This is a genomic window from Streptomyces sp. NPDC045778 (assembly GCF_056431945.1).
The window spans coordinates 287,432-308,623 of the sequence record NZ_JBWKJZ010000008.1 but is presented as its reverse complement, the minus strand read 5'-3'; the positions used below and the strand labels follow the sequence as shown (position 1 = coordinate 308,623).

11 protein-coding genes are annotated in these 21,192 nt (G+C 74.6%); 10 read left to right on the top strand and 1 reads right to left on the bottom strand.

The window, feature by feature from the left end; all coding sequences use genetic code 11:
* The first annotated feature begins 82 nt into the window (after window positions 1-82).
* The 10 genes from AC07GB_RS13695 to AC07GB_RS13650 all read left to right on the top strand — a co-directional run bounded on the left by AC07GB_RS13695 (window position 83) and on the right by AC07GB_RS13650 (window position 18,692).
* Window positions 83-310, top strand: a complete 228-nt coding sequence (locus tag AC07GB_RS13695; RefSeq protein WP_478844807.1) for a hypothetical protein — start codon at window positions 83-85, stop codon at window positions 308-310.
* Window positions 311-631: 321 nt separating this feature from the next.
* Entirely contained in the window at window positions 632-871 is a 240-nt protein-coding gene (locus tag AC07GB_RS13690; protein ID WP_478844805.1) for a phosphopantetheine-binding protein, read from the top strand.
* Window positions 868-1,722, top strand: a complete 855-nt coding sequence (locus tag AC07GB_RS13685; RefSeq protein WP_478844803.1) for a siderophore-interacting protein — start codon at window positions 868-870, stop codon at window positions 1,720-1,722. The genes AC07GB_RS13690 and AC07GB_RS13685 overlap by 4 nt, the downstream gene beginning before the upstream one ends.
* Window positions 1,723-1,786: 64 nt before the next feature.
* Complete coding sequence (locus AC07GB_RS13680; protein WP_478844801.1) at window positions 1,787-2,791, top strand: ABC transporter substrate-binding protein; 1,005 nt, start codon at window positions 1,787-1,789, stop codon at window positions 2,789-2,791.
* On the top strand, window positions 2,788-3,819 hold the full coding sequence (locus AC07GB_RS13675) for a FecCD family ABC transporter permease (RefSeq protein WP_478844799.1): 1,032 nt from the start codon (window positions 2,788-2,790) through the stop codon (window positions 3,817-3,819). The genes AC07GB_RS13680 and AC07GB_RS13675 overlap by 4 nt, the downstream gene beginning before the upstream one ends.
* Before the next feature lie 44 nt (window positions 3,820-3,863).
* Window positions 3,864-4,859 (top strand): FecCD family ABC transporter permease, encoded by a 996-nt coding sequence (locus tag AC07GB_RS13670; protein ID WP_478844857.1) that lies wholly within the window; start codon window positions 3,864-3,866, stop codon window positions 4,857-4,859.
* Entirely contained in the window at window positions 4,856-5,641 is a 786-nt protein-coding gene (locus AC07GB_RS13665) for an ABC transporter ATP-binding protein (RefSeq protein WP_478844797.1), read from the top strand. The genes AC07GB_RS13670 and AC07GB_RS13665 overlap by 4 nt, the downstream gene beginning before the upstream one ends.
* A 1-nt stretch (window position 5,642) precedes the next feature.
* Window positions 5,643-15,617: an amino acid adenylation domain-containing protein gene (locus tag AC07GB_RS13660; RefSeq protein WP_478844795.1), complete on the top strand. Its 9,975-nt coding sequence runs from the start codon at window positions 5,643-5,645 to the stop codon at window positions 15,615-15,617.
* The gene (locus tag AC07GB_RS13655) at window positions 15,614-17,014 is read left to right on the top strand and encodes an MDR family MFS transporter (RefSeq protein WP_478844793.1); all 1,401 of its coding nucleotides are present in this window, start codon (window positions 15,614-15,616) and stop codon (window positions 17,012-17,014) included. Before AC07GB_RS13660 ends, AC07GB_RS13655 begins: the two co-directional genes overlap by 4 nt.
* A gap of 127 nt (window positions 17,015-17,141) precedes the next feature.
* The gene (locus AC07GB_RS13650) at window positions 17,142-18,692 is read left to right on the top strand and encodes an alpha/beta fold hydrolase (RefSeq protein WP_478844791.1); all 1,551 of its coding nucleotides are present in this window, start codon (window positions 17,142-17,144) and stop codon (window positions 18,690-18,692) included.
* Window positions 18,693-18,711: 19 nt separating this feature from the next.
* Here the strand turns inward: AC07GB_RS13650 and AC07GB_RS13645 are convergent, their stop codons facing one another.
* A complete protein-coding gene (locus AC07GB_RS13645) occupies window positions 18,712-21,141 on the bottom strand; it encodes a CHAT domain-containing protein (RefSeq protein ID WP_478844789.1) in 2,430 nt (809 codons plus the stop codon).
* Between the last annotated feature and the right edge of the window lie 51 nt (window positions 21,142-21,192).

The following is a 21,192-nucleotide window of genomic DNA, read 5'->3' as shown; positions in this document are numbered from 1 at the left end:
GGGTCGGCGTGGGCCGGCCGGGGGCACCCGGATCCGGGCATGTCGGCCTGCGCCCCGCGCGGCGCGGGAGCACGCTGGAGGCATGACAGCAGAGATTGTGGTGCACCGCGCGTCCCCGTCCGGCGGCCGGCGCGTGGACGTACGTGGTGAGAACGTCGGCGTCGCCCACGGCGTGGCGGACGTGGCCGAGTTCCTGCGGCGCGCGGGCCTGGACCTCGATCCGGTGGAAGTCGCGGTGTCGCCCCTCATCGAGTGGCGCGGGGGCGGGCCGGAGGTGTGGGGGCAGGGGGGTGCCGGGCGCCGGGGGTGAAGGGCGCCCTGACACAGGGCCGTATCAGGGCCATATGACGTCACGTCATATGGCCCTGTGTCGTGTTCGGCGCGTGGCCGGGTCGCGCGTGGGTGCGCGGCGTGAAGATCACTTGCGTACATCGCGCATAAGTAGTTAGGTTAGCCTTACCTGACCGAACGGGGGGGTATGCGTGGATCGCGGGCGCCGTCCCGCCAACTCCGTTCCGTCGCCGCCCAGGTGCCGCCCGGCGCGGCATCCCGCAGACCCCGTTCGCCGTCCACGGCGCGCCCTCGCGCGCCCGGGAACGCCGTCGGTACCGAATCCCACTGGAGCCACCCGATGAACCAGACCCTGTCGCCCGAGAGGATCCGTGCCGACGTCGCGGAGCTGCTCGACTGCGACCCCGCCGAGATCGCGCCCGACGACAACCTGATGGACCACGGGCTCGACTCGGTGCGGATCATGACCCTCATCGAGCGCTGGCGCGCCGCGGGAGCGGCCACCGTCGAGTTCCCCGACCTGGCCGAGCGGCCCGAACTCGGGCACTGGACCGCCGTGTTGACCGGCGGCGCGGCATGACGCTCAAGGACCACCGGGACCGGCACCTGGAGCGCATCGCGGAGGTCCGCGCGGGCCGCCACGCGGAGAAGGTGGGCTACCCGATCCGCGTCCGCGCGACCGAGGTCGTCCGCACCGCCATGGTCGGCACCGGTCTGCTGCGGCTGACCCTGGGCGGCCCCGGCGCGGCCGGGTTCGAGGCCCACGCGCCGGACGAACACGTGAAGCTGCTCTTCCCCGAGCCGGACGGCACGCTCGCGCTGCCCGAGCCGAACGGGTCGATGCTGCGCTGGCCGCGCCCCTCGCCCACCTCGCGCGAGTACACCGTGCGCCGCTACGACCCCGTCGCGGGTGAGATCGACATCGACATCGTCCCGCACGCCGGCGGCCTCGCGTCGGACTGGGCCCACCACGTCGAGCCCGGCGCCGTCGTGCACGTCGCGGGCCCGCCCGGCGGCCTGATCGTCCCGCACGCCTACGACCGCTACCTCTTCGCGGGCGACATCACCGCGCTGCCCGCGATCGCGCGGTGGCTGGAGGAGCTGCCCAGGGACGCGCGCGGCTGGGCGTTCGTCGAAGTCACCGACGCCACGCAGGAGATCGAGCTGTCCGCGCCCGACGGCGTCGAGGTGCGCTGGCTGCACCGCGGCGACCGCCCGCCGGGCACCGGCGACGCCCTCGCGCGAGCCGTGACCGAGGTGACCGTGCCCGAGGGCGAACGGCTCTACGTGTGGGTCGCGGGCGAGGCAGGGCAGATCAAGCCGCTGCGCCGCTGGGTCCGTGACGAACTGCGCCTGGAGAAGGCCGACCACGACATCACCGGTTACTGGAAGCGCGGCGTCGCCGACTTCGACGACGAGCACGACCACTGACCGTCCCTTCCCTCCCCACGGCCGCCCCACGAGGCGGCCTCCCCGAACGAGCAAGGAGCATTACATGTCGATACGCAGACCGTCGGCAGTCCACAGCCTGGCCGGCGCCGTCGCGCTGGGCCTGGTCCTGACCGGATGCGGGTCGTCCAAGGACGGGTCGGACGCCTCAAGCGAGGGCAAGACCCGGGTGTTCGCCGCGGACAACGGCAAGATCAAGATCCCGGTCGAGCCGAAGCGCGTGGTCGCCACCGGCTACGCCGTGCCCGCCATGATCGAGGCCCACGCGCCGCTCGTCGGCATCTCGTCGTGGAAGCGCGGCGAGCCCATGATGAGCAAGAGGGACCTGGCCGCCTACAAGAAGGTCCCCAAGGTCGCGGGCGAGGCCGCCACCGAGACCAACTACGAGGCCATCGCCGAGGCCAAGCCCGACCTGATCATCATCGGCGTCCCCGCCCCCGTCCTCGGCGACATCGACGTCAAGCGCCTGGAGTCCATCGCCCCGGTCGTGGCGATCGGCCCGACCGTGCCGTCCGCGTGGCGCGAGCTGTCCCGCAAGCAGGCCGACGCTGCGGGCTCGCTCGAGCGCTTCGACTCCCTCCAGTCCAAGTACGAGGCCAAGGCCGCCGGGCTGGCCAAGAAGTACAAGAACGTGCTGCCCAAGCTCAAGCTCGGCCACCTCGGCGCCTACGGCGAGGTCGCCAAGGGCACCTTCCAGCGCGAGTTCGGCCGTTCCTGGGGCACCAACATCGCCGAGGACGTCGGCGCGAAGTACTACGGCAAGGTCAAGAAGCCGGGCCCCGGCTCGCGCGCGGTCAGCGAGTACCCCTCCATCGAGGAGCTGCCTGCCTCGCTGCGCGACGCCGACGCCATCACGTACTCGGTGATGGCCGACGGCAGCGTCCCGAAGTCCGTCCAGTACGTCATGGACTCGAAGCTGTGGAAGAACCTCCCCGCCGTCAAGGCGAAGAAGACCTTCCCGATCCGCTACACCGAGGCCGCGACCTACGGGCAGGCCATGCAGACCCTGGACGCGATCGACGAGTCGTTCGCTCCGCTCCTGAAGCGGTGACCGTCGCGGGCCGCGCGTCCGATGCGGCACCCACCGAGCCCGCCGAGAAAGACCTGCATCGGGTCGGGCTGCTCGTCGGCGGCCTGGTGCTGCTCGCGGCCGTCGCCGTGATCAGCATCGGCGTCGGCACCCGCTCGGTGTCGCCCACGGAGGTCGTACGGGCGCTGTTCGACTTCCAGGGCACCGACGACCACCTGGTCGTACGGGACGTCCGGGCGCCCCGCGCGCTGCTCGCCGTCGCCGTGGGCGCCGCCCTCGCGGTGGCGGGCGCGCTGATCCAGACGCTGGCCCGCAACCCACTGGCCGAGCCCGGCATCCTCGGGGTCACCGCGGGCGCCGGGTTCGCCATCACCATCGGCTCCGCCCTCGGCCTGGCCGGCGGGCAGGTGGGCGAACTGGGCTTCGCCGTCACGGGTTCCGTGCTCGCGGCCCTGCTCGTCACCGCCGTCGGACGGCACTCACCGCTGCGCCTGGTGCTCGCGGGCGTCGCCCTCACCGCGGTCCTCAACGGCGTCGCCCTCGGCCTGCGCCTGATCCTCCCGGACGCCTTCGACACCTACCGCTTCTGGTCGGTCGGCTCGCTCGCGGGCCGGGAACAGGCGCCGCTGGCGTGGCCGTTGACCGCGATCGCGGTGTGCCTGCTCGGCGCGCTGCTGCTGAGCCGGGCCCTGAACGTCGTCAGCCTCGGCGAGAGCGTGGCGCACACCCTGGGCACGAGCGTGGTCCGCGTGCGGGCCGCCGCCCTCGTGCTGATCACCGTGCTCAGCGGGGCGGCCACGGCGGTGGCCGGGCCCATCCTGTTCGTCGGCCTGATCGTGCCGCAGCTCGTCCGCAAGCCCGCCGGGGGCTCCGTGCCGTGGCTGATCCTCTACACGATGGTGCTCGGCCCGATCCTGCTCCTCGTCGCCGACATCGGCTCCCGGGTCCTGCTGCCCACCGGCGAGGTGCCGGTGGCCATCGTGACCGCCTTCCTCGGCGGACCCATGCTGATCTGGGCGGTCCGCCGCCACGGGGCGGGGGCACTGTGAACACGCACGACACGACCGCCGTACGCACCCGGCGGGGGAGCGCGGTGAGCGCGCTCGGCCTGCGGGTCGAACGCCGCACGGTGGTGCTCGTCGCGGTACTGACCGCGCTGATCCTGGCCCTCGGCCTGGTGGGGCTCTGCTACGGCGCGTCCTGGTCGACCCCCAGGGAGGTCTTCGCCGCGCTGAGCGGGGCCGAGCCCTCCGTGGTGATCCGCGACTGGCGCCTGCCGCGGGTCCTGGCCGCCCTCGTCTTCGGCGCCGCCCTCGGCGTGGCCGGGGCCCTCTTCCAGAACCTCACCCGCAACCCCATGGGCAGCCCGGACGTGATCGGCCTCGACGCCGGTGCCTACACCGGCGCCCTGGTCGCCCTCACCGTCCTCTCGGGCACCTCCGCGCAACTGGCCGCGGGCTCGGTGCTCGGCGGGCTCGTCGTCGCCGCCGTGATCTACCTCCTCGCCTACGACCGGGGCTTCTCCGGGCTGCGCCTCGTGGTGATCGGCGTCGCCGTCAACGCCATGGTGACCGCGCTCAACTCGTGGATCGTGCTGCGCGCCGAGCTGGATGTCGCCATCGCCGCCGTCGGCTGGAGCGCGGGTTCCCTCAACGACGTGGACTGGGACGACGTGGGCATCCCCTTCACGGTCATCGGCGTCCTGCTGGTCCTGATCGCCACCCAGGCCCACGCCATGCACCAGGCGTCGCTCGGTGACGCCGTCGCCGCGACCACCGGGGTCGGCCTCGACCGGCTGCGCCTCCTCATGGTCCTCGTCGGCGTCGGCTGCACGGCCACGGTGACCGCGGTCGCCGGACCGATCACGTTCATCGCCCTGGCCGCCCCGCAGATCGGCCGCAGGCTGGCGGGCGCGCCCGGCGTGCCGCTGCTGCCCGCCGCGCTGACCGGCGCGGTCCTGCTGCAAGGCGCGGACCTGATCGCCCAGATGCTGCTCGCGCCCGTCTCCCTGCCGGTCGGCGTGGTGAGCACCGCGATCGGCGGCTGCTACCTGATCTGGCTGCTTACCAAGGAGGTGAGGCGCGCGTGACCGCACGCCTGACCGCGCGGGACATCACCCTGCGCTACGGGGACCGCGTGGTCTCCACCCGGCTGAGCCTCGACGTCCCCGACGGCGCGTTCACCGCCATCGTGGGCCCCAACGCCTGCGGGAAGTCGACCCTGTTGCGGGCGCTCGTACGTCTGCTGCGCCCCGGCGCCGGCCAGGTCGCGCTGGACGGCCGCGAGGTCGGCGGCTACGCGCCCAAGGCCCTGGCCAAGCAGCTCGGCTTCCTGCCGCAGGATCCGCTGGCCCCCGAAGACATCAAGGTCCGCCAGCTGGTGGCCCGGGGACGCTTCCCCCACCAGTCGCTCCTCGCCCTGTGGTCGCCCCGGGACGAGGAGGCCGTCACCGCGGCCCTGGCCGCCGCGGGCGTCGCCGACCTGGCCGACCGGCTGGTGCAGGAGCTGTCCGGCGGTCAGCGCCAGCGGGTCTGGATGGCCATGGTGCTCGCCCAGGAGACCCCGTACCTGCTGCTCGACGAGCCGACGTCGTTCCTGGACATCACCCACCAGTACCAACTGCTCGGCCTGCTGGCCAGGCTGCGCGACGAGGGCCGCACGGTCATCGCCGTCCTGCACGACATCAACCAGGCGTGCCGCTTCGCCGACCACCTGGTCGCCATGAAGGACGGCCGGGTGGTCGCCGAGGGCGAGCCCGGCACCGTCGTGGACGCCGCGCTGATCAAGGACGTGTTCGACCTGCCGAGCATCATCGTCCCCGACCCCGTGACGGACACGCCGATGGTCGTCCCCACACTGCAAGGAGAGTGAATTGAGCACCGCACGCGTGTCCTCGGACGGGCTGCTCGACCTGACGAGGGCCCAGCTGGGCATCTGGAACGCCCAGCGCCTCGAACCGGATTCGCCGTACTACGTGGTCGGCGACGTCGTGGAGATATCCGGCGAGGCGCCGGTCGACGTGGACGCCCTGGTCGAGGCGGTCCGCGCCACCACCGCGGAAGCCGAGACGCTGCGGCTGCGGGTGCGCGAGACGCCGGACGGACCGCGGCAGTCGGTCAGCGACGAGCCGGTCAGGGCGCCCCAGGTGCTCGACGTCAGCGGCGAGGCCGACCCCGCCGCCGCGGCGGCCGCGCTCGTCGACGCCGAGCGCGCGCGGGCGGGCGAGACATGTCGAGGCATGGTAGAACGAACGCTCTATTCACGCGCGGTCATCAAACTCTCCGACCGCGAGGTCTGGTACACCCAGCTCGGCCACCACCTGATCTTCGACGGCTACACCGCCGCGATGCTCGCCCGGCGCACCGCCGCCCGCTACACGGCCCTCGTGCGCGGCACCGAGCCGCCCGAGTCGACCTTCGGCTCCTTCGCCGACCTCGTCGCCGCCGACCGGGCCTACCGGGACAGCGACCGGTCGGCAAAGGACCGCGCGTACTGGGTCGAGCGGTTCACCCCGCTGCCCGACCTCGGTGACGCCGACACCGCCGCCGGTCCTCCCGACCGCACCCTGACCGCCCGCGCGGTCGTCCCGGCCGATGAGGTGGCCCGCTTGCGCGCGTTCGCCGACGAGGCGGGCGTCACCTGGGGCGAGGCGCTGATCGCCGGGTACGCGGCGTTCCTGCACCGCATGCTGGGCCGCACCGACGTGGTGTTCGCGCTGCCCCTGATGTGCCGTACGGGCTCGACCGAACTGCGCACCCCCGCCATGGCGGTGAACGTGCTGCCGCTGCGGGTGACCGTGCGCCCCGCCGACGGCCTCGGCGAGCTGGGCCGGCGCGTCGCCGCCGCCATGAAGGAGATGCGCGACCACCAGCGGTACCGCGGCGAGGACCTGCCCCGGGACCTCGGCGTGCCCGGCGCGGGCGCGCTCCTCCACGGCCGCGGCATCAACCTCAAGGCGTTCGACCTCACCCTCGACTTCGCCGGGTCCACCGGTGTGATGCGCAACGTCGCGGGCGGCCCGCCGGAGGACATGGGCCTGAGCGTCCTGCCCACCCGCGACGGCGGCCTGCTCCTCGGCTTCGAGGTCGACGCCCGCACCAACGACCAGGCCGCGGTCGACGGCAAGCTGACCGGCTTCAGGACCCTGCTCGCCGGGCTCACCGAAGGCCTGCCCGTGGGGGGCGTCGCCCTGACCGACGACGTGGACCGGCTCCTCGCGGACTGGGCCACCCCCGCCCTGCCCGGCACCCCCGTGGACGTGCCGACCGCCTTCGCCGCGACGGCCGCCGCCGACCCCGCCCGCACCGCCCTGGTGTGCGGCGCCGAGCGGCTCTCCGCCGGGGATCTGGCGGGCCGGGTGCACCGCGTCGCCCGCGCGCTGCGGGCCCGCGGGATCGGGCCCGACGACCTCGTGGCCCTGGCCCTTCCGCGCTCCGCCGACCTGGTGGTCGCGCTGCTCGCGGTCCTCGACGCGGGCGCCGCGTTCCAGCCCCTGGACGCCGCGCACCCCGCCGAGCGGCTGCGCGAGCTGATCGACGACACCCGCCCGGCGCTCGTCCTCACCGACGGCACGCTCGACGGGCTGCCCTGGGCCACCCTCCTGGAGGAGGCCACCGGGCTGTCCGCCGCTCCGCTGCGGGACGACGAACTGGCCGCGCCCCGCCACCCCGAGCACCTCGCCTACGTGATCCACACCTCCGGCTCGACCGGCCGCCCCAAGGGCGTCCTCGGCCGGGCCGGCGGCCTCGCCGCGCTCCTTCACCACCAGCGGGCCACCGTCGTCGCCGAGGCCGAGGGGGCCGCGGGCAGACCGCTGCGCGTCGCCCACACGTATTCCTTCGCCTTCGACTCCGCCTTCGACCACCTGGTGTGGCTGCTGTGCGGGCACGAACTGCACGTCTACGACGCCGAGACCACGCGCGACGCCGACGCCCTGCTCGCCGCGTACGCCCGCGACGGCATCGACGTCGTGGACACCACGCCGTCGATGGCCGCGCCACTGGTCGACGGCGGCCTGCTCGACCTGCGCCCGACCCTGCTCGTCCTGGGCGGCGAGGCCACCCCGCCCGCGCTGTGGCGGCGCGTCGCCGCCTCGGGGATCGCCGCGCGCAACATGTACGGGCCCACCGAGGCGACCGTGGACGCCACCACCGCGCGGGTCACGGGTGAGGAGCCCACGATCGGCCATCCGCTGGCGGGCACCCGGATCCTCCTGCTCGACCACGCGCTGCGACCGGTGCCGCACGGCACGGTGGGCGAGCTGTACCTGGCGGGCCCGCATCTGGCCCGCGGCTACCTCGGCAGGCCCGGGGCGAGCGCCGAACGCTTCGTCGCCGACCCGTTCGGCGCGCCGGGGCAGCGGATGTACCGCACCGGCGACCAGGCCCGATGGGTGGCGGGGCGCGGACTGGAGTACCTGGGCCGCGGCGACGGCCAGCTCAAGATCCGAGGCCACCGCGTGGAGACCGGCGAGGTGGAGGCCGCGCTCGGCGCGGTGCCCGGCGTCACCGCGGCGGCCGCCACGGTGCGTTCGTCCCGCCTGGTCGGCTACGTCGTGTCCACCACGGCCACCGGCGACGCCGTGCGCGCCCACCTGGCCGAGCGCCTGCCCGAGCACATGGTGCCCGCGGCGGTGGTGGTCCTCGACGCGCTGCCCGTGACGCCCAACGGCAAGCTCGACCGCGCCGCCCTGCCCGCGCCCGCGGCCACCGGCGGCGGCCGGGAGCCGCGCACCGAGCGGGAGCGGCTGCTGTGCGCCGTCCTCGCCGAGGTGTTCGACGCCGAACGGGTCGGCGTGGACGACGACTTCTTCACCCTCGGCGGCGACAGCATCACCGCCATCACCGTCAGCAGCCGACTGCGGGCCAAGGGCTTCGAGCTGCGACCTCGCGATCTGCTTGCCCGCCGCAGCTTCGCCGCCCTGGCCGCCTCCGCCGACACGGTGGACGACGGCATCCCGCTGACGGAGCTGACGGACGACCCCACCGGGCCCGTGCCCGCGCCGCCGATCGTACGGGGCCTGCTCGACCCGCACCCGGACGTGGACACCGTCGCCGGATACGCCCAGTGGACCGCCCTGCGCGTCGGTGAACTCGCCTACGGAGACCTGGCCAAGGGCGTCCAGAGCGTGCTCGACCACCACGACGCGCTGCGGCTGCGCGCGGACGACGGCCTGGAGGTGCTGCCCCGCGGGGCGGTGCGCGCCGTCGTCAACGAGGTGCACGGCGAGGACGTGACCGCCCTTGCCGAGCGCCTCGCGGGCGAACTCGACCCGCGCTCGGGGGACCTGCTGCGCGCCACCCTGGTGCGGACCGCCGACGGCACCCCCGACCGCCTGGTCGTCGTCGTGCACCACCTGGCCATGGACGGCGTCTCCTGGCGCGTCCTGCTGCCCGACCTGCACACGGCCTGCACCGGCGGCACCCTCGCCCCGGCCGGCGCGTCCTGGCGGCGGCACGCGACGCTCCTCGCCGCGCAGGGCACCTCCGGCGCGCGACGCGGCGAACTCGACCACTGGCGCAGCGCGCTCGACGCCGCGCCCCGCCTGGGCGCCCGGCCCCTGGACCAGACCCAGGACACGGTCGCCACCGCCCACCGCTCGGTCACCGTGGCCTCGGCCGAGACCACCGAAGCCGTCCTGACCACCCTGCCCGCGGCCTACCGCGCCGGAGTCGACGAGGTCCTCCTCGCCGCGCTCGTCCTCACCCTGCGCACCTGGGGCGTCGGCGGCGACGCGGTGACCGTGACGATGGAGGGCCACGGCCGCGAACACCTCGACCTGGCCCGCACCGTCGGCTGGTTCACCAGCGAGTACCCGGTGCGCGTGCCCGCCTCCGGAGACGTGGGACGGCTGCTGCGCGCCGCCAAGGAAGCACGGCGCGCCGTCCCCGACGGCGGCGTCGGCTACGGCGTCCTGCGCCACCTCGACCCCGAGGCCGGGCCCGGCCTCGCGGCGACCCCGCCGCCGGACGTGCTCCTCAACTACCTGGGCCGCTTCGCCCCGCTGACCGGAACCGGCTGGCGCCTGCCGGAGCGGGACGCCTTCGCCGTCACCGAACCCGAGGGCAAGGCCCTGGAGCAGGTCCTCGCCCTCAACTGCTTCGTCCACGAGGAGGGCGCACCGCGCCTCGCCGTGGAGTGGACCGCCGCCACCAAGGTGCTCCCCGCCGACGCCGTGACCGCCCTCCAGACGGCCTGGGCCGCGGCCCTCGACGCCCTCGCCGCGCACGCGCGCCACACTCCCGGCGGACTCACCCCCTCCGACCTGCCCCTCGTCGACCTCGACCAGGACGCCATCGACGCCCTCGAACGCACCGGCCGCGTCGCCGACGTCCTGCCCGCGACCCCGCTCCAACTCGGCCTGTCCTTCCACACCTTGGTCCGCGAGGCGCAGGACACCGACGTCTACGTGGTCCAGGCCGTGACGACCCTGGTCGGCGACCTCGACCCGGACCGGATGGCCGATGCCGCCCGCGAGTTGCTGCGCCGCCACCCCGCGCTGCGGGTGTACCTGGGCACCGCAGGGGACGACGTGGTGCAGGTGATCCCCGCCGACGTCGCCCTGGACTGGCGGCAGGACGACCGCTTCGAGGACGCCGCCCGCGCCGAACTCCAGCGCCCCTTCGACCCGGCGCGCCCGCCCCTGATCCGCTTCCTGCTGTCCCGCGTCGGCCCGCACGAGCACAAGCTGGTGATCACCAATCACCACGCCCTGCTCGACGGCTGGTCGATGCCGCTGGTCGGCCGCACCCTGCTCGCGATCTACGCCGAGCTGGGCGGCGGCCCCGCTGCCCCCACCGCGCCGCCGCTCCAGGAGTACTTCCGCTGGCTGGCCGGGCGGGACCACCAGGCGTCCCTCGCCGCGTGGCGGCACGCCCTTGAGGGCGTCGACGACGCGACGCGCCTCGCCCCCGCGCGCACCGTCACCGGCGTCGAGCGGCCCGGCCGCGTGACCGTCGACCTCGGCCGGGAGTTCAGCGACCGCCTCCGGGCCTTCGCCCGCGCCCAGGGCGTCACCCTGACCACCGTGCTCCAGACGGCCTGGGGCTTGCTGCTCGGCAGGCTCACCGGGCGCCGCGACGTCGTGTTCGGCTGCCCGGTGTCCGGGCGGCCCGCCGAGGTCGACGGCGTGGAGTCGATGATCGGCCAGCTCGGCACCACCATCCCGGTGCGCGTGGCCCACCCCCAGGACCGCACCGCGCGCGACCTCATGGCCGACGTACACGCCCAGAGCGTGGCCCTCGCCGACCACCACCACGTCGGCCTGCCCGCGATCCAGCGCGCGGTGGGCGTCGGCGAGCTGTTCGACACGATGCTGGTGATGGAGAACTTCCCGCTCTCCAGCCGCGAGCGCACCCCGCTCGCCCCCGGCCTCGACCTGACCGGCGTGGACATCACCGACGCCACGCACTACGCGCTCACCGTCATCGTGATCCCCGACGACGCGATCACCATCGGCCTGGGCTACCAGCCGAGCGCCTTCGCCGAGTCGACCGTGCGCGACTACGGCCGCTGGCTGCTCAACCTCCTGCGGGAGATCGTCGCCGACCCGGCACGGCCAGCGGTCCGGCTGCCCGCCCTCGACCCCGAGGAGCGGCAGCGGATGCTGCGCACCGGCACCGAGGCCGTCCCCGCCAAGGCCCGCGGCCACTGGCTGGAGGAGTTCGCCGCCTGGGTGCGCCACAAGCCCGACGCCGAGGCCCTGGTCTGCCGCGACCGCAGCCTCAGCTACGCCGAACTCGACCGCGCGGCCAACCGCCTCGCCCACGCCCTGATCGCGCGCGGCGTACGGCCCCAGGACCCGGTCGCCGTGCTGCTCGGGCGCGACATCGAGATGACCGTGGCCCTGTTCGCCGTGGCCAAGGCCGGCGCGGTGTACGTCCCCCTCGACCCGAGCTACCCGCGTGAGCGCCTGGCGTACATGCTCGACGACATCGCCCCGGCCGCCGCCGTCACGACCGGCGCCGAACTGCCCGCCGAGCGCGACATCCCGGTCCTGCGGCTCGACGAGCAGGCGACGCTCGCCGCCGTCCCCGACACCGACCCGGCCGAGGCGCGCGCCAAGCTCACCGACGACGCCCTCGCCTACGTCATCTACACCTCCGGCACCACAGGCCGCCCCAAGGGCGTCGGCGTCACCCACCGCGGCGTGCCCGACCTGATCGCCCTCCAGGAGGAGGTCGTCGGCGTCACCGAGCACGACCGGTATCTGCACTTCGCGTCGACGAGCTTCGACGTCGCGTTCTGGCAGACCATGGTGCCGCTGCTGTCCGGCGGCACCTCCGTGATCGCCCCCGAGGAAGTACGGGTCCCCGGCGACGAACTCCTCGACTACATCGTCGAGCACCGGGTGACCGGAGTGAACCTGCTGCCGTCGTTCCTGGCCGCCATGCCCGACGACCGCACCGTCGACCCCGACGTGTTCTTCGTCGTCGGCGCCGAGCGCCTCGACCCGGAGCTGGCGCGGCGCTGGGGCACGGGCCGCAAGGCACTGTTCAACGCCTACGGCCCCACCGAAGTCACCATCAACTCCGTGACCTGGCACTACGAGGCGGACGACCCCGGCCCGCTGCCGATCGGCCGCCCCGACCCGGGCGTCCGCGCCTACGTCCTCGACGGCGGGCTCCAGCCCGTCGGCGTCGGCGTCACGGGCGAGCTGTACCTCGGCGGGCCCAGCGTGGCCCGCGGCTACCTCGGCCGCCCCGGACTGACCTCCGAGCGGTTCGTCGCCGACCCGTTCGGCGTGCCGGGGGAGCGCGTGTACCGCACGGGCGACCTGGTGCGCTGGCGGCCGGACGGGCAGCTGGTGTTCCTGGGCCGCGTCGACCACCAGGTCAAGGTCCGCGGCTTCCGCGTCGAGCTGGGCGAGATCGAGTCCACGCTGACCCGCCACCCCGACGTGCGCGCCGGCGCGGTGATCGTGCGCGAGGACCGGCTCGTCGGCTACGTCATCCCCACCGACGGCGCCGACCTGGACACCGGCGAGGTGCGCGCGTACCTGGCGGGCGAACTGCCCGACCACATGGTGCCGACCGCGCTCGTACAGCTCGACCGGCTGCCGCTGAGCCCCGGCGGCAAGCTCGACACCACCGCGCTGCCCGCCCCCGAGACCGAGGCCGCCGCCCGCCGCGCACCGGCCACGGAGGCCGAGGCGCTCCTGCTCGGCGTGTTCCAGGACGTCCTCGGCACCGAGGACATCGGCCCCGACGACGCCTTCTTCGCCATCGGCGGCGACAGCATCGTGTCCCTGCAAGTGGTCTCGCGCGCCCGCCGCAAGGGCCTCGGCCTCACCGCGCGGGACGTGTTCGAGGGCGAGACGGTCGCCGGGATCGCCGCGCGCGCCCGCGCCCTGGAGGGCGCCACAGGACCCGTGACCGGGGACGCGCCGCTCACCCCGATCATGCGGGACCTGCTGCGCCGCGCCGGCACCGCCGCCGACGGCTTCTGCCAGTGGGTGGAGATCTGCGTACCGCCGGGCGGCGACGAGGCGGCCTGGCACACCGCGCTCGACGCGCTCCTGGCCCGGCACGACGTGCTGCGGGCGCACCTGGTGGACGACGCCCTGCGCATCCCCGAGCCCGGCGCCGTCACCGCGGCCGACGTCCTGACGTGCGTACGGACGGACGACGATCCGCGCGCCCTGGTGGACTCCCACGTCGCCGCGGCCCGCGAGGCGATGGACCCGCGCACCGGACCGCTCCTGCGCGCCCTGTGGGTGGACGCAGGACCCGAACGGCCCGGCAGGCTCGTCCTGATCGCCCACCACCTGGTCGTCGACGGGGTGTCCTGGCGCGTCCTCCTCGACGACGTGCGCCACGCCTGGTCCGGCGGCACCCTGACCCGGCACGGCCAGTCGTTCCTCGCCTGGGCGCGGTCCCTCCGCGACGCCGACCGGCGGGCCGAACTGCCGCACTGGCAGCGCATGACCGCCACCCCGGCGCTCGCCGGGCCCCTCGACCCCGCCCGGGACACCGTGGCCACCGCGGCCCACCACGAGATCCGCCTCGACGCCGACACGACCCGCGCCCTCGTCACGACCCTGCCCGCCGCCTACCGCGGCACGCCGGACGCCGTACTCCTGACGGCGCTCGCCCAGGCGGTCCACGCCTGGCGCGGCACCCCGGAGGTCCTCGTCGCCCTGGAGAGCCACGGCCGCCCGACCCGGGTCGACCTGTCGCAGACCGTCGGCTGGTTCACCGCCGTGCACCCCGTACGGCTCGACGCGCGCGACGACGTACGAGCGGTCAGGGACCGGCTGCGCGCCCAGGGCGACGGCCTCGGGCACGGCATCCTCACCGCCGCGGGCCTGCTGGACCTGGTCACACCGGAGGTCGCCTGGAACTACCTCGGTCAGTTCCCCGGCGCCCCCGCCGACGAGACGCCCTGGCAGCCGGCCCCTGACGCCGACCCCCTCGGCTCCGGCGGTACCGGCGAACTGCCCCTGCCGCACAGCCTGATGGTCAACGCCCTGGTGCGCGACGACGCCCTCGGCGTGCGGATCACCTGGCCGTCCGCGCTGTTCACCGCCGCCGAGGTCGAGGAGTTCGCCGGACATCTGCGGGCCGCGCTCCTTCGCACCGCCGCCGCACCGGAGATCAGCGGGCTCGACGAGGGCCGGCCGGTCGCCGAGGTGCAGCCGCTGACCCCCTTGCAGGAGGTGATGCTGCGGCACGCGCGCACCGAGCGCCCCGACCCGTACACCGTGCAGTCGGCGTTCACGCTCGCGGGGCCGCTCGACACCGACGCCCTGCGCGCCGCGGGCGCCGCACTGCTGGCCCGGCACCCGAACCTGGGCGCCGTGTTCCCCGGGGGCCTCGCGGTGATCCCCGAGTCGCCACGGCCGGACTTCCGCGTGTCCGACGGGCCCGCCGACGAGGTCCTGGCGGCCGACCTGGCCGAGCCGTTCGACCTGGCCGAAGGCCCGCTCGTGCGGCTCACCGTGATCCGCCGCGGCCCCGACCTCGCCGACCTGGTCCTGACCACCCATCACGTCCTCTCCGACGGCTGGTCGGCCCCGCGCATCCTGACCGAGCTGTTCGCCCTGTACGCCGCCCGCGTCCGGGGTGCGGAGCCGGACCTGCCCGCGCCCGTGCCGTTCGGCGACTACCTGCGCTGGCGCGCCGAGCACGAGCCCGACCTCGGCGTCTGGGCCGCGGAACTCGACGGCCTGCCCGAGGGCGACCACCTGCACAGCGGCGAGCCCGGCCCGGCCTGGCAGGAGCCCACGCTCATCACCTTCGACGCGCCCCTGGTGGCCGACCTCACCCGGCTCGCCGCACACCGGGGCCTGACCCGGAACACCCTGGTGCAGGGCGCCTGGGCGGTCCTCCTCGCCCGGCGCTCCGGGCGCACGGACGTCTGCTTCGGCGCCATGGTCGCCTGCCGCCCCCCGGAGCTGGAAGGGGTCGAGGAGATCATCGGTCTGCTCGCCAACACCGTGCCCGTCCGCGCGACGCTCGGCGGCACGCTCGCCGACACGCTCACCGGCCTCCAGGCCCGGCAGCGGGCGCTGGACGAGCACCAGCACGTGGCCCTGACCGACCTGGAGCGCCTCACCGGACGCCACCGGCTCTTCGACAGCCTCGTGGTGTTCGAGAACTACCCGGTCGACCCCGACCGGCTGCGTGAACCCGCCCCCGGGCTCACGGTCGTCGGCACCCGCTTCCGCGAGGCCACCCACCACCCGGTGACCCTCACGGTCATGCCGGACGGCGACGGCTGGACCGGCGTGCTCGCCCACCGGGCCGGCGTGGACGTCGACGGGCTCGCCGACGAACTCCTCGACCTGCTGCGCACCGTGGGCGACCACCTCGACACCGACGTACGCGACCTCCTGGAGCGCCGATGAGCGAGAAGGTCGCACCTGCGCCCGCGCGGGTCGACGCCGACCTGCTGCGCATCGCGTTCATCCTGGTCCTCGGCACCTTCATGGCCACGGTGGACGCCACGATCGTCAGCGTCGGCATCGACACCCTGTCCGCGGAGTTCGGCGCGTCGGTCACCGAGATCCAGTGGGTCTCCACCGCCTACCTGCTGGCGGTGGTGGCCGCCGTACCCGCCTCCGGCTGGCTGGCGGGGCGGTTCGGCGGCCGCCGGACGTGGCTCGCCGCCGTCGGCGTGTTCCTGCTCGGCTCGGCGCTGTGCGCCCTCGCCTGGTCGGCGACCAGCCTCATCGTGTTCCGGGTGATCCAGGGCCTCGGCGGCGGGATGCTGCCCGCCACCGGGCAGGCCCTGCTCGCCCGGATCGCCGGACGCGAGCGCACCGGCAAGGTGATCAGCGTCGTCTCGGTCGTGCCGCTCCTGTCCCCGGTCCTCGGCCCGCTGGTCGGCGGCTCCCTCCTCGGCGTCGCCTCCTGGCCGTGGCTGTTCCTGGTGAACCTGCCCATCGGCGCGGCCGCGGTGCTCCTCGCCCGCCGCTACGTGCCCGAGGTGCCGCCGTCGCCCCAGCGGACGGCGTTCGACCTGCGCGGCGCCGCGCTCCTGTCGCCCGGCCTTGCCGTCCTGGTCTTCGGCCTCACCGAAGTCGCCCACGGCCGCACCCTCCCGGCCACGCTCGGCGTCTCGGCGGGCCTCGCGATGCTCGTGGCCTTCACGGTGCACGGGCTGCGCACGAGCCGGACACCACTGGTCGACCCGCGCCTGTTCACCCGGCCGCCCTTCGGCGCCGCCGCCCTCGCGCTGCTCGTCCTGGGCGCGTCGGTGTTCGGCACGATGTTCCTGCTGCCGCTGTACTTCCAGACGGGCCGTGGCCTCTCCGCCTGGGAGGCCGGGCTGCTCCTCGCCCCCCAGGGCCTGGGCGCGGCGGCGGGTTCGGTCCTCGTCAACCGCACCATCGACAAGGTCGCGCCCCGAAGCCTGGTGCTCACGGGCATCGCGCTGATCATCGTGGGCACGGTCCCGTTCACCCAGCTCGGCCACGAGCCACCGGACCTCGTGATCGCCGCCGCCCTCACCGTGCGCGGCGTGGGAATGGCCATGATCGGGGCCCCGGTGATGAACATCGTCTACAGCCGCATCGAACCCGAGCACCTCCCGCGCGCATCCGGGGCGCTCAACCTGCTCAACACCGTGGGGGGCTCCCTCGGCACCGCCGTCCTCGCCGTGGTCCTGCAGAACCGCCTCTCCGCCCGCGACGCCGACATCTCCTGGGCCTTTGGCGACACCTTCTGGTGGGTGCTCGGCTTCTGCCTGTTCGCCGCCGCGGGGGCGACGCGGCTGCCCCGCACCCACGCCGGGAAGCCCTGACACGTTCTTACGTGCTTTTGCCGTCGCTCTGCCGTCGCTGTGCGCCACGCCCCGCATCGTGGTGCTCGCACCCGGGGAACACCGGGGGACCCGGGAGCCCGAGGGGCTCGATGCGGAGGAGAGGGCGATGACGTACAAGAACACGGCGCGGCGCGCGGGTCTGGCGGTGGGCCTGACGGTGGTGGTGGCCTCGGTGCTGCCCACCGCCACGGCGACGGCCACCGGCGCCGCGCCGACGAGCGGCCCCCCGGCCGCGGCGGCCCCCGGCTGGTGCCCGACCGTGCCCGGCCACGAGGTCGACTGCGGCCAGGAGAAGCGCCCCCTCGTCACGGGCAAGCCCGGACTCGGCACGGTCAAGGTCAGCTACGCGGTCGTGCGCCACCGCGCGCCCGGCCCCGCCAAGGGCACCGTCGCCCTGAACCCGGGCGGCCCGGGAGAGACCCTGATCGACAAGGCCACGGAGGTCACCTGGGCCCTGGAGGGCCTGCTGAAGGACCACGACGTGCTGCTCGTCGACCCGCGCGGCACCGGCACGTCGCAGCGCGTCCCCTGCGGCGTCACCGACGCCGAGTACCGGCTCGGCACCCGCGCCCAGCAGCGGGCCGCCGTCGAGCGCTGCGGCAAGAACCTCGGGCCCAAGGCCGCGGGCTTCACATCGGCGGCCACCGCCGACGACATCGACGCCGTCCGGGCCCGCCTGAAGGTGCGCAAGCTCAGCCTGTACGGCCTGTCGTACGGCACCTACCTGATGCCGGTCTACGCCTCCCGGCACCCCGACCGCGTACGCAACATCGTGCTCTCGGGGGCCTACCCCCTCGCGCTCGACACCATGGCGCGGCCCAGCGCACAGGCGGTCTCGACGACCCTGCGCCGGGTGTGCGAACGCAGCGTCCCGGCGGCGTGCGACGGGAAGCGGGCGGTCAAGGACCTGGCCACCACGGCGGCCCGCCTGCGCGCCGAGCCCCTGACGATTCCGATCACCACCGACCACGGCGTCTACAAGAAGAAGTTCACCGAGGACAAGCTCGCCAACCTGCTGTTCGAGGCGGCCAGCAGCCAGGTCGGCTTCCAACCGGAGAAGCCCTCGCTGCTCGGCCAACTGCCGTACGCCCTGAACCGCTTCGTCAAGGGTGACACCGTGCCGCTGCGCGAGCTGGTGCGCGAGGAGGGTGAGTCGGGCAGCGAGCTGGACCAGGCGCCGTACATCGCGGTCGTCTGCAACGACTACCGCAGGGACTGGTCGAAGGACGCGCCGCTGTCCGAGCGGTGGCGCCAGTACCGCGCCGCCCTCGCGGCCGTACGCCCCGGTGAGCACGGCGCGTTCAGCGCCAAGGGCTTCACCGAGGGGACCACGGACGCGGGCGACGTGTGCATCGGCTGGCCGGGCAGGGACACCCCCGACCCGCAGCCCACGAAGCCGAAGCTGCCGAACGTGCCGGTCCTCGTCCTGTCCGGCGACCTCGACTCCAACACCCCCGACGCGAGCGGGAAGAAGGCCGCAGCGCAGTTCCGTGACAGCCGGTTCTTCTCGGTCCGCAACATGGGCCACGTGCCGGAGCTGGAGCTGAGCCGCTGCGTGACGGGCGTCTCCTCGCGCTTCATCCGCGCCGACAGCCCGGGCGACACCTCCTGCCTGCGTACGCTCCCGCCGATCGCGGTCACTCCGGTACGGGGCTGACCCCGCAGGGCTCCGGGTGTCACTCCCGCCGCGGCCCCGGCGAGCCGATGAGGGTGAACGCGGCCCAGATCTCCGGGGCCTGCCACTTGCGGCGCGTCATGAGCACCGCGCGGCGCAGCGCCTCGGCGGGGTCGAAGGTCCGCGCCAACTCCTGGTGGAAGCGGACCAGGGCGTCATGGGTGGGCTCCTCGGGCACCTCCCAGAGCGTGGCGACGACCGTGGAGACACCCGCCATGAGGAAGGTGCGGGCGAGGCCGAGTACGCCGTCGGCGGTCACCAGGCCCTGACCGGTCGCGCAGCACCCCAGGACCGCGATCCTGGCCCGGGTCGGGGTGCTGGCCAGGAGCGTGCTGGTGAGCTGGCCGTGCTCGGCGCCGGCGGGGGTCAGCGCGATGCAGCCGGGGAGCTGGTCGAGCCGCAGCCGGGCGTCGAGCACGGCGTGGCAGGAGAAGTGCAGCAGGTCCGCGGAGCCCATCCGGTCGAGCACGGCCGGCACGGTCGCCGCCGGTCCCGCGAGGGCGGAACCTCCGTGGACGCGAGCGACGGCCCGCGCGGTCTCCAGGGTCAGCGGCAGGTCGGACAGCGGCAGCAGGCGCCCGTCCGGAGTCGGCACCACCGCACCCCGGACGCCGCCCACCACGAGCGCCCCGGACCCCCCGGCCTCCGGCCCGCCCCCGCGCCACACGTCCTCGTGCGCGATCAGCTCCAGCGCGTGCAGGGACGGCACCATGGTGAGGGAGCACCGGCTGATGAGCGGTTCCCCTGGGGCGACGGGCAGCGCGGCGAAGGGGACCGACCACAAGCCCCGCTGCGGCACGATGACCAGGCGCGCGGCCGGCCCCGAAGGCAGCAGGTGCGCGACCCTTCCCAGCAGGACGTCGGCCCACTCCGCCATGAGGGCGTCATCGCCGACCTGGCGCTCCAACTCCCGTACGGCATCGAGCAGTTCCACCGGGCGCGACGCGTCCGAGGGGTCGTGGGCGGCGAGACCGCCCCGCACCTCGTGGTGGATGTCCCCGTCGGGAGTCACCACCCACATGTGGATCTCCCGCAGCCGCGGGGCCCGCCCGCTGACGGCCTCGATCTCGAAGTGAGGGGCGTACACGAGCAGTGTCGCCCCCATGCGGCGGGCCAGCCGCCGCATCCGCTCACTGCCGGGCGGCTCCGCGGGCACCCGGGCCCGCGCGGGGCGGGCCGCGCGGACGCGCTCGCTCAAGGGCCCGGAGCGGCCCCGCTCGGCGGCTTCCAGCGCCCCGGTCACGTCGTCGACGCCGAGCCGCAGCTCCTGGGCGACCTGGGTGAGGGCCGTGGCGTGCACGTCGAAGAGGCCGACCGAACCGGCCTCGTCGCTCGCGGCCCCCAGCAGGGGTCCCCACAGTTCCTCGGCCCGCCGCGCGTGGTGACGGGCGGCGGGCAGGTCGCCGGTGCCCAGGAAGGCGTGCGCCAGATTGAGGTGGCCGATCGCCATCCCCCGGTGGTCGCAGAGGTGCCGTTTCAGCTCAAGGGCGCTCTCCAGGTCCGCGACGGCCTCCGCGGGGCGGCCTCCCTGGAGGCGGATCCCTGCCCGCAGGTTGAGCGCGACGGCCCGCTGCCGCGGCTGCCCCTCGGGGAGCGCGGCGAGCAGCGCGCCGGCCAGGGCCACGGCCTCGTCGTGCCGGCCCGCACGGCTGAGCACCTCCAGCCTCGTCACGCGTGCCTGCTGGGCGAGCAGCGGAATGGTCCGGGCCGCGGCCCACGCCCGCTCCATGGCCTCCTCGGCCTCCGCGGTGTGCCCCGCGCGGCTGAGGGCGAGCGCACGGTTGCCCTCGACCTCGGCCACCACCAGGTCGTCGTCGCCGGACCGCACGCAGCGGTGGGCGACCTCGGCCCACTCCAGGGCCCGCTCCCGGTGCCCCACGCCGTTCGCGGCCAGGCTCAACTGGCTCGCGGCGAGCGCCGCCCTGGCGGCGCTGTCCAGCTCCCGCGCGACCTCGAAGGCGCGGTGCTGCACCTGCTCCGCCTCCCCGAAAAGCCCGGCGTGGGCGAGGGCGCTGCCCAGGTTGCTCAGCAGCGACCAGCGCAGTTCCCCACCGGTCTCGTCAGCCGGTTCGCCCAGCGCCACCAGAGCCTCGCGGAACGCCTCGGCCGCCTCCACGAGACGCCCGATCTGCACGAGCACCTCGCCGTACTTCCCGACGGCGGTGGCCCGGTCCTCGGGGCCGCCGTGGTCCGCGGCCCACGCGCGGTAGTCGACGGCACGCCGCTCCGCCTCCTCCAGGAGCCCCGCCATCATGCAGACGGTGACCAGGGGTTCGAGCACCTTGCGCAGCTCTGCGTCCAAGCCCTCCGCGGTGAGTGACTCCAGCGCGAGGGTGAGGTCGTCACGGGCGGCCCGCCAGCGCCCCTCACGCGCCGCCTTCACCCCGTCGACGCGCTTGACCTCGGCCAACAGCCGTCGCCTGATCCCCATGCCGCCCCCCTGTCCTGTACGCACGCCGCCCTTGGGTTCACGCTGTCCCGG

Coding starts and splice junctions, on each gene's coding strand:
- AC07GB_RS13695 (WP_478844807.1), top strand. CDS start 83: ATGACAGCAGAGATTGTGGTGCACCGCGCGTCCCCGTCCGGCGGCCGG.
- AC07GB_RS13690 (WP_478844805.1), top strand. CDS start 632: ATGAACCAGACCCTGTCGCCCGAGAGGATCCGTGCCGACGTCGCGGAG.
- AC07GB_RS13685 (WP_478844803.1), top strand. CDS start 868: ATGACGCTCAAGGACCACCGGGACCGGCACCTGGAGCGCATCGCGGAG.
- AC07GB_RS13680 (WP_478844801.1), top strand. CDS start 1,787: ATGTCGATACGCAGACCGTCGGCAGTCCACAGCCTGGCCGGCGCCGTC.
- AC07GB_RS13655 (WP_478844793.1), top strand. CDS start 15,614: ATGAGCGAGAAGGTCGCACCTGCGCCCGCGCGGGTCGACGCCGACCTG.
- AC07GB_RS13650 (WP_478844791.1), top strand. CDS start 17,142: ATGACGTACAAGAACACGGCGCGGCGCGCGGGTCTGGCGGTGGGCCTG.
- AC07GB_RS13645 (WP_478844789.1), bottom strand. CDS start 21,141: ATGGGGATCAGGCGACGGCTGTTGGCCGAGGTCAAGCGCGTCGACGGG.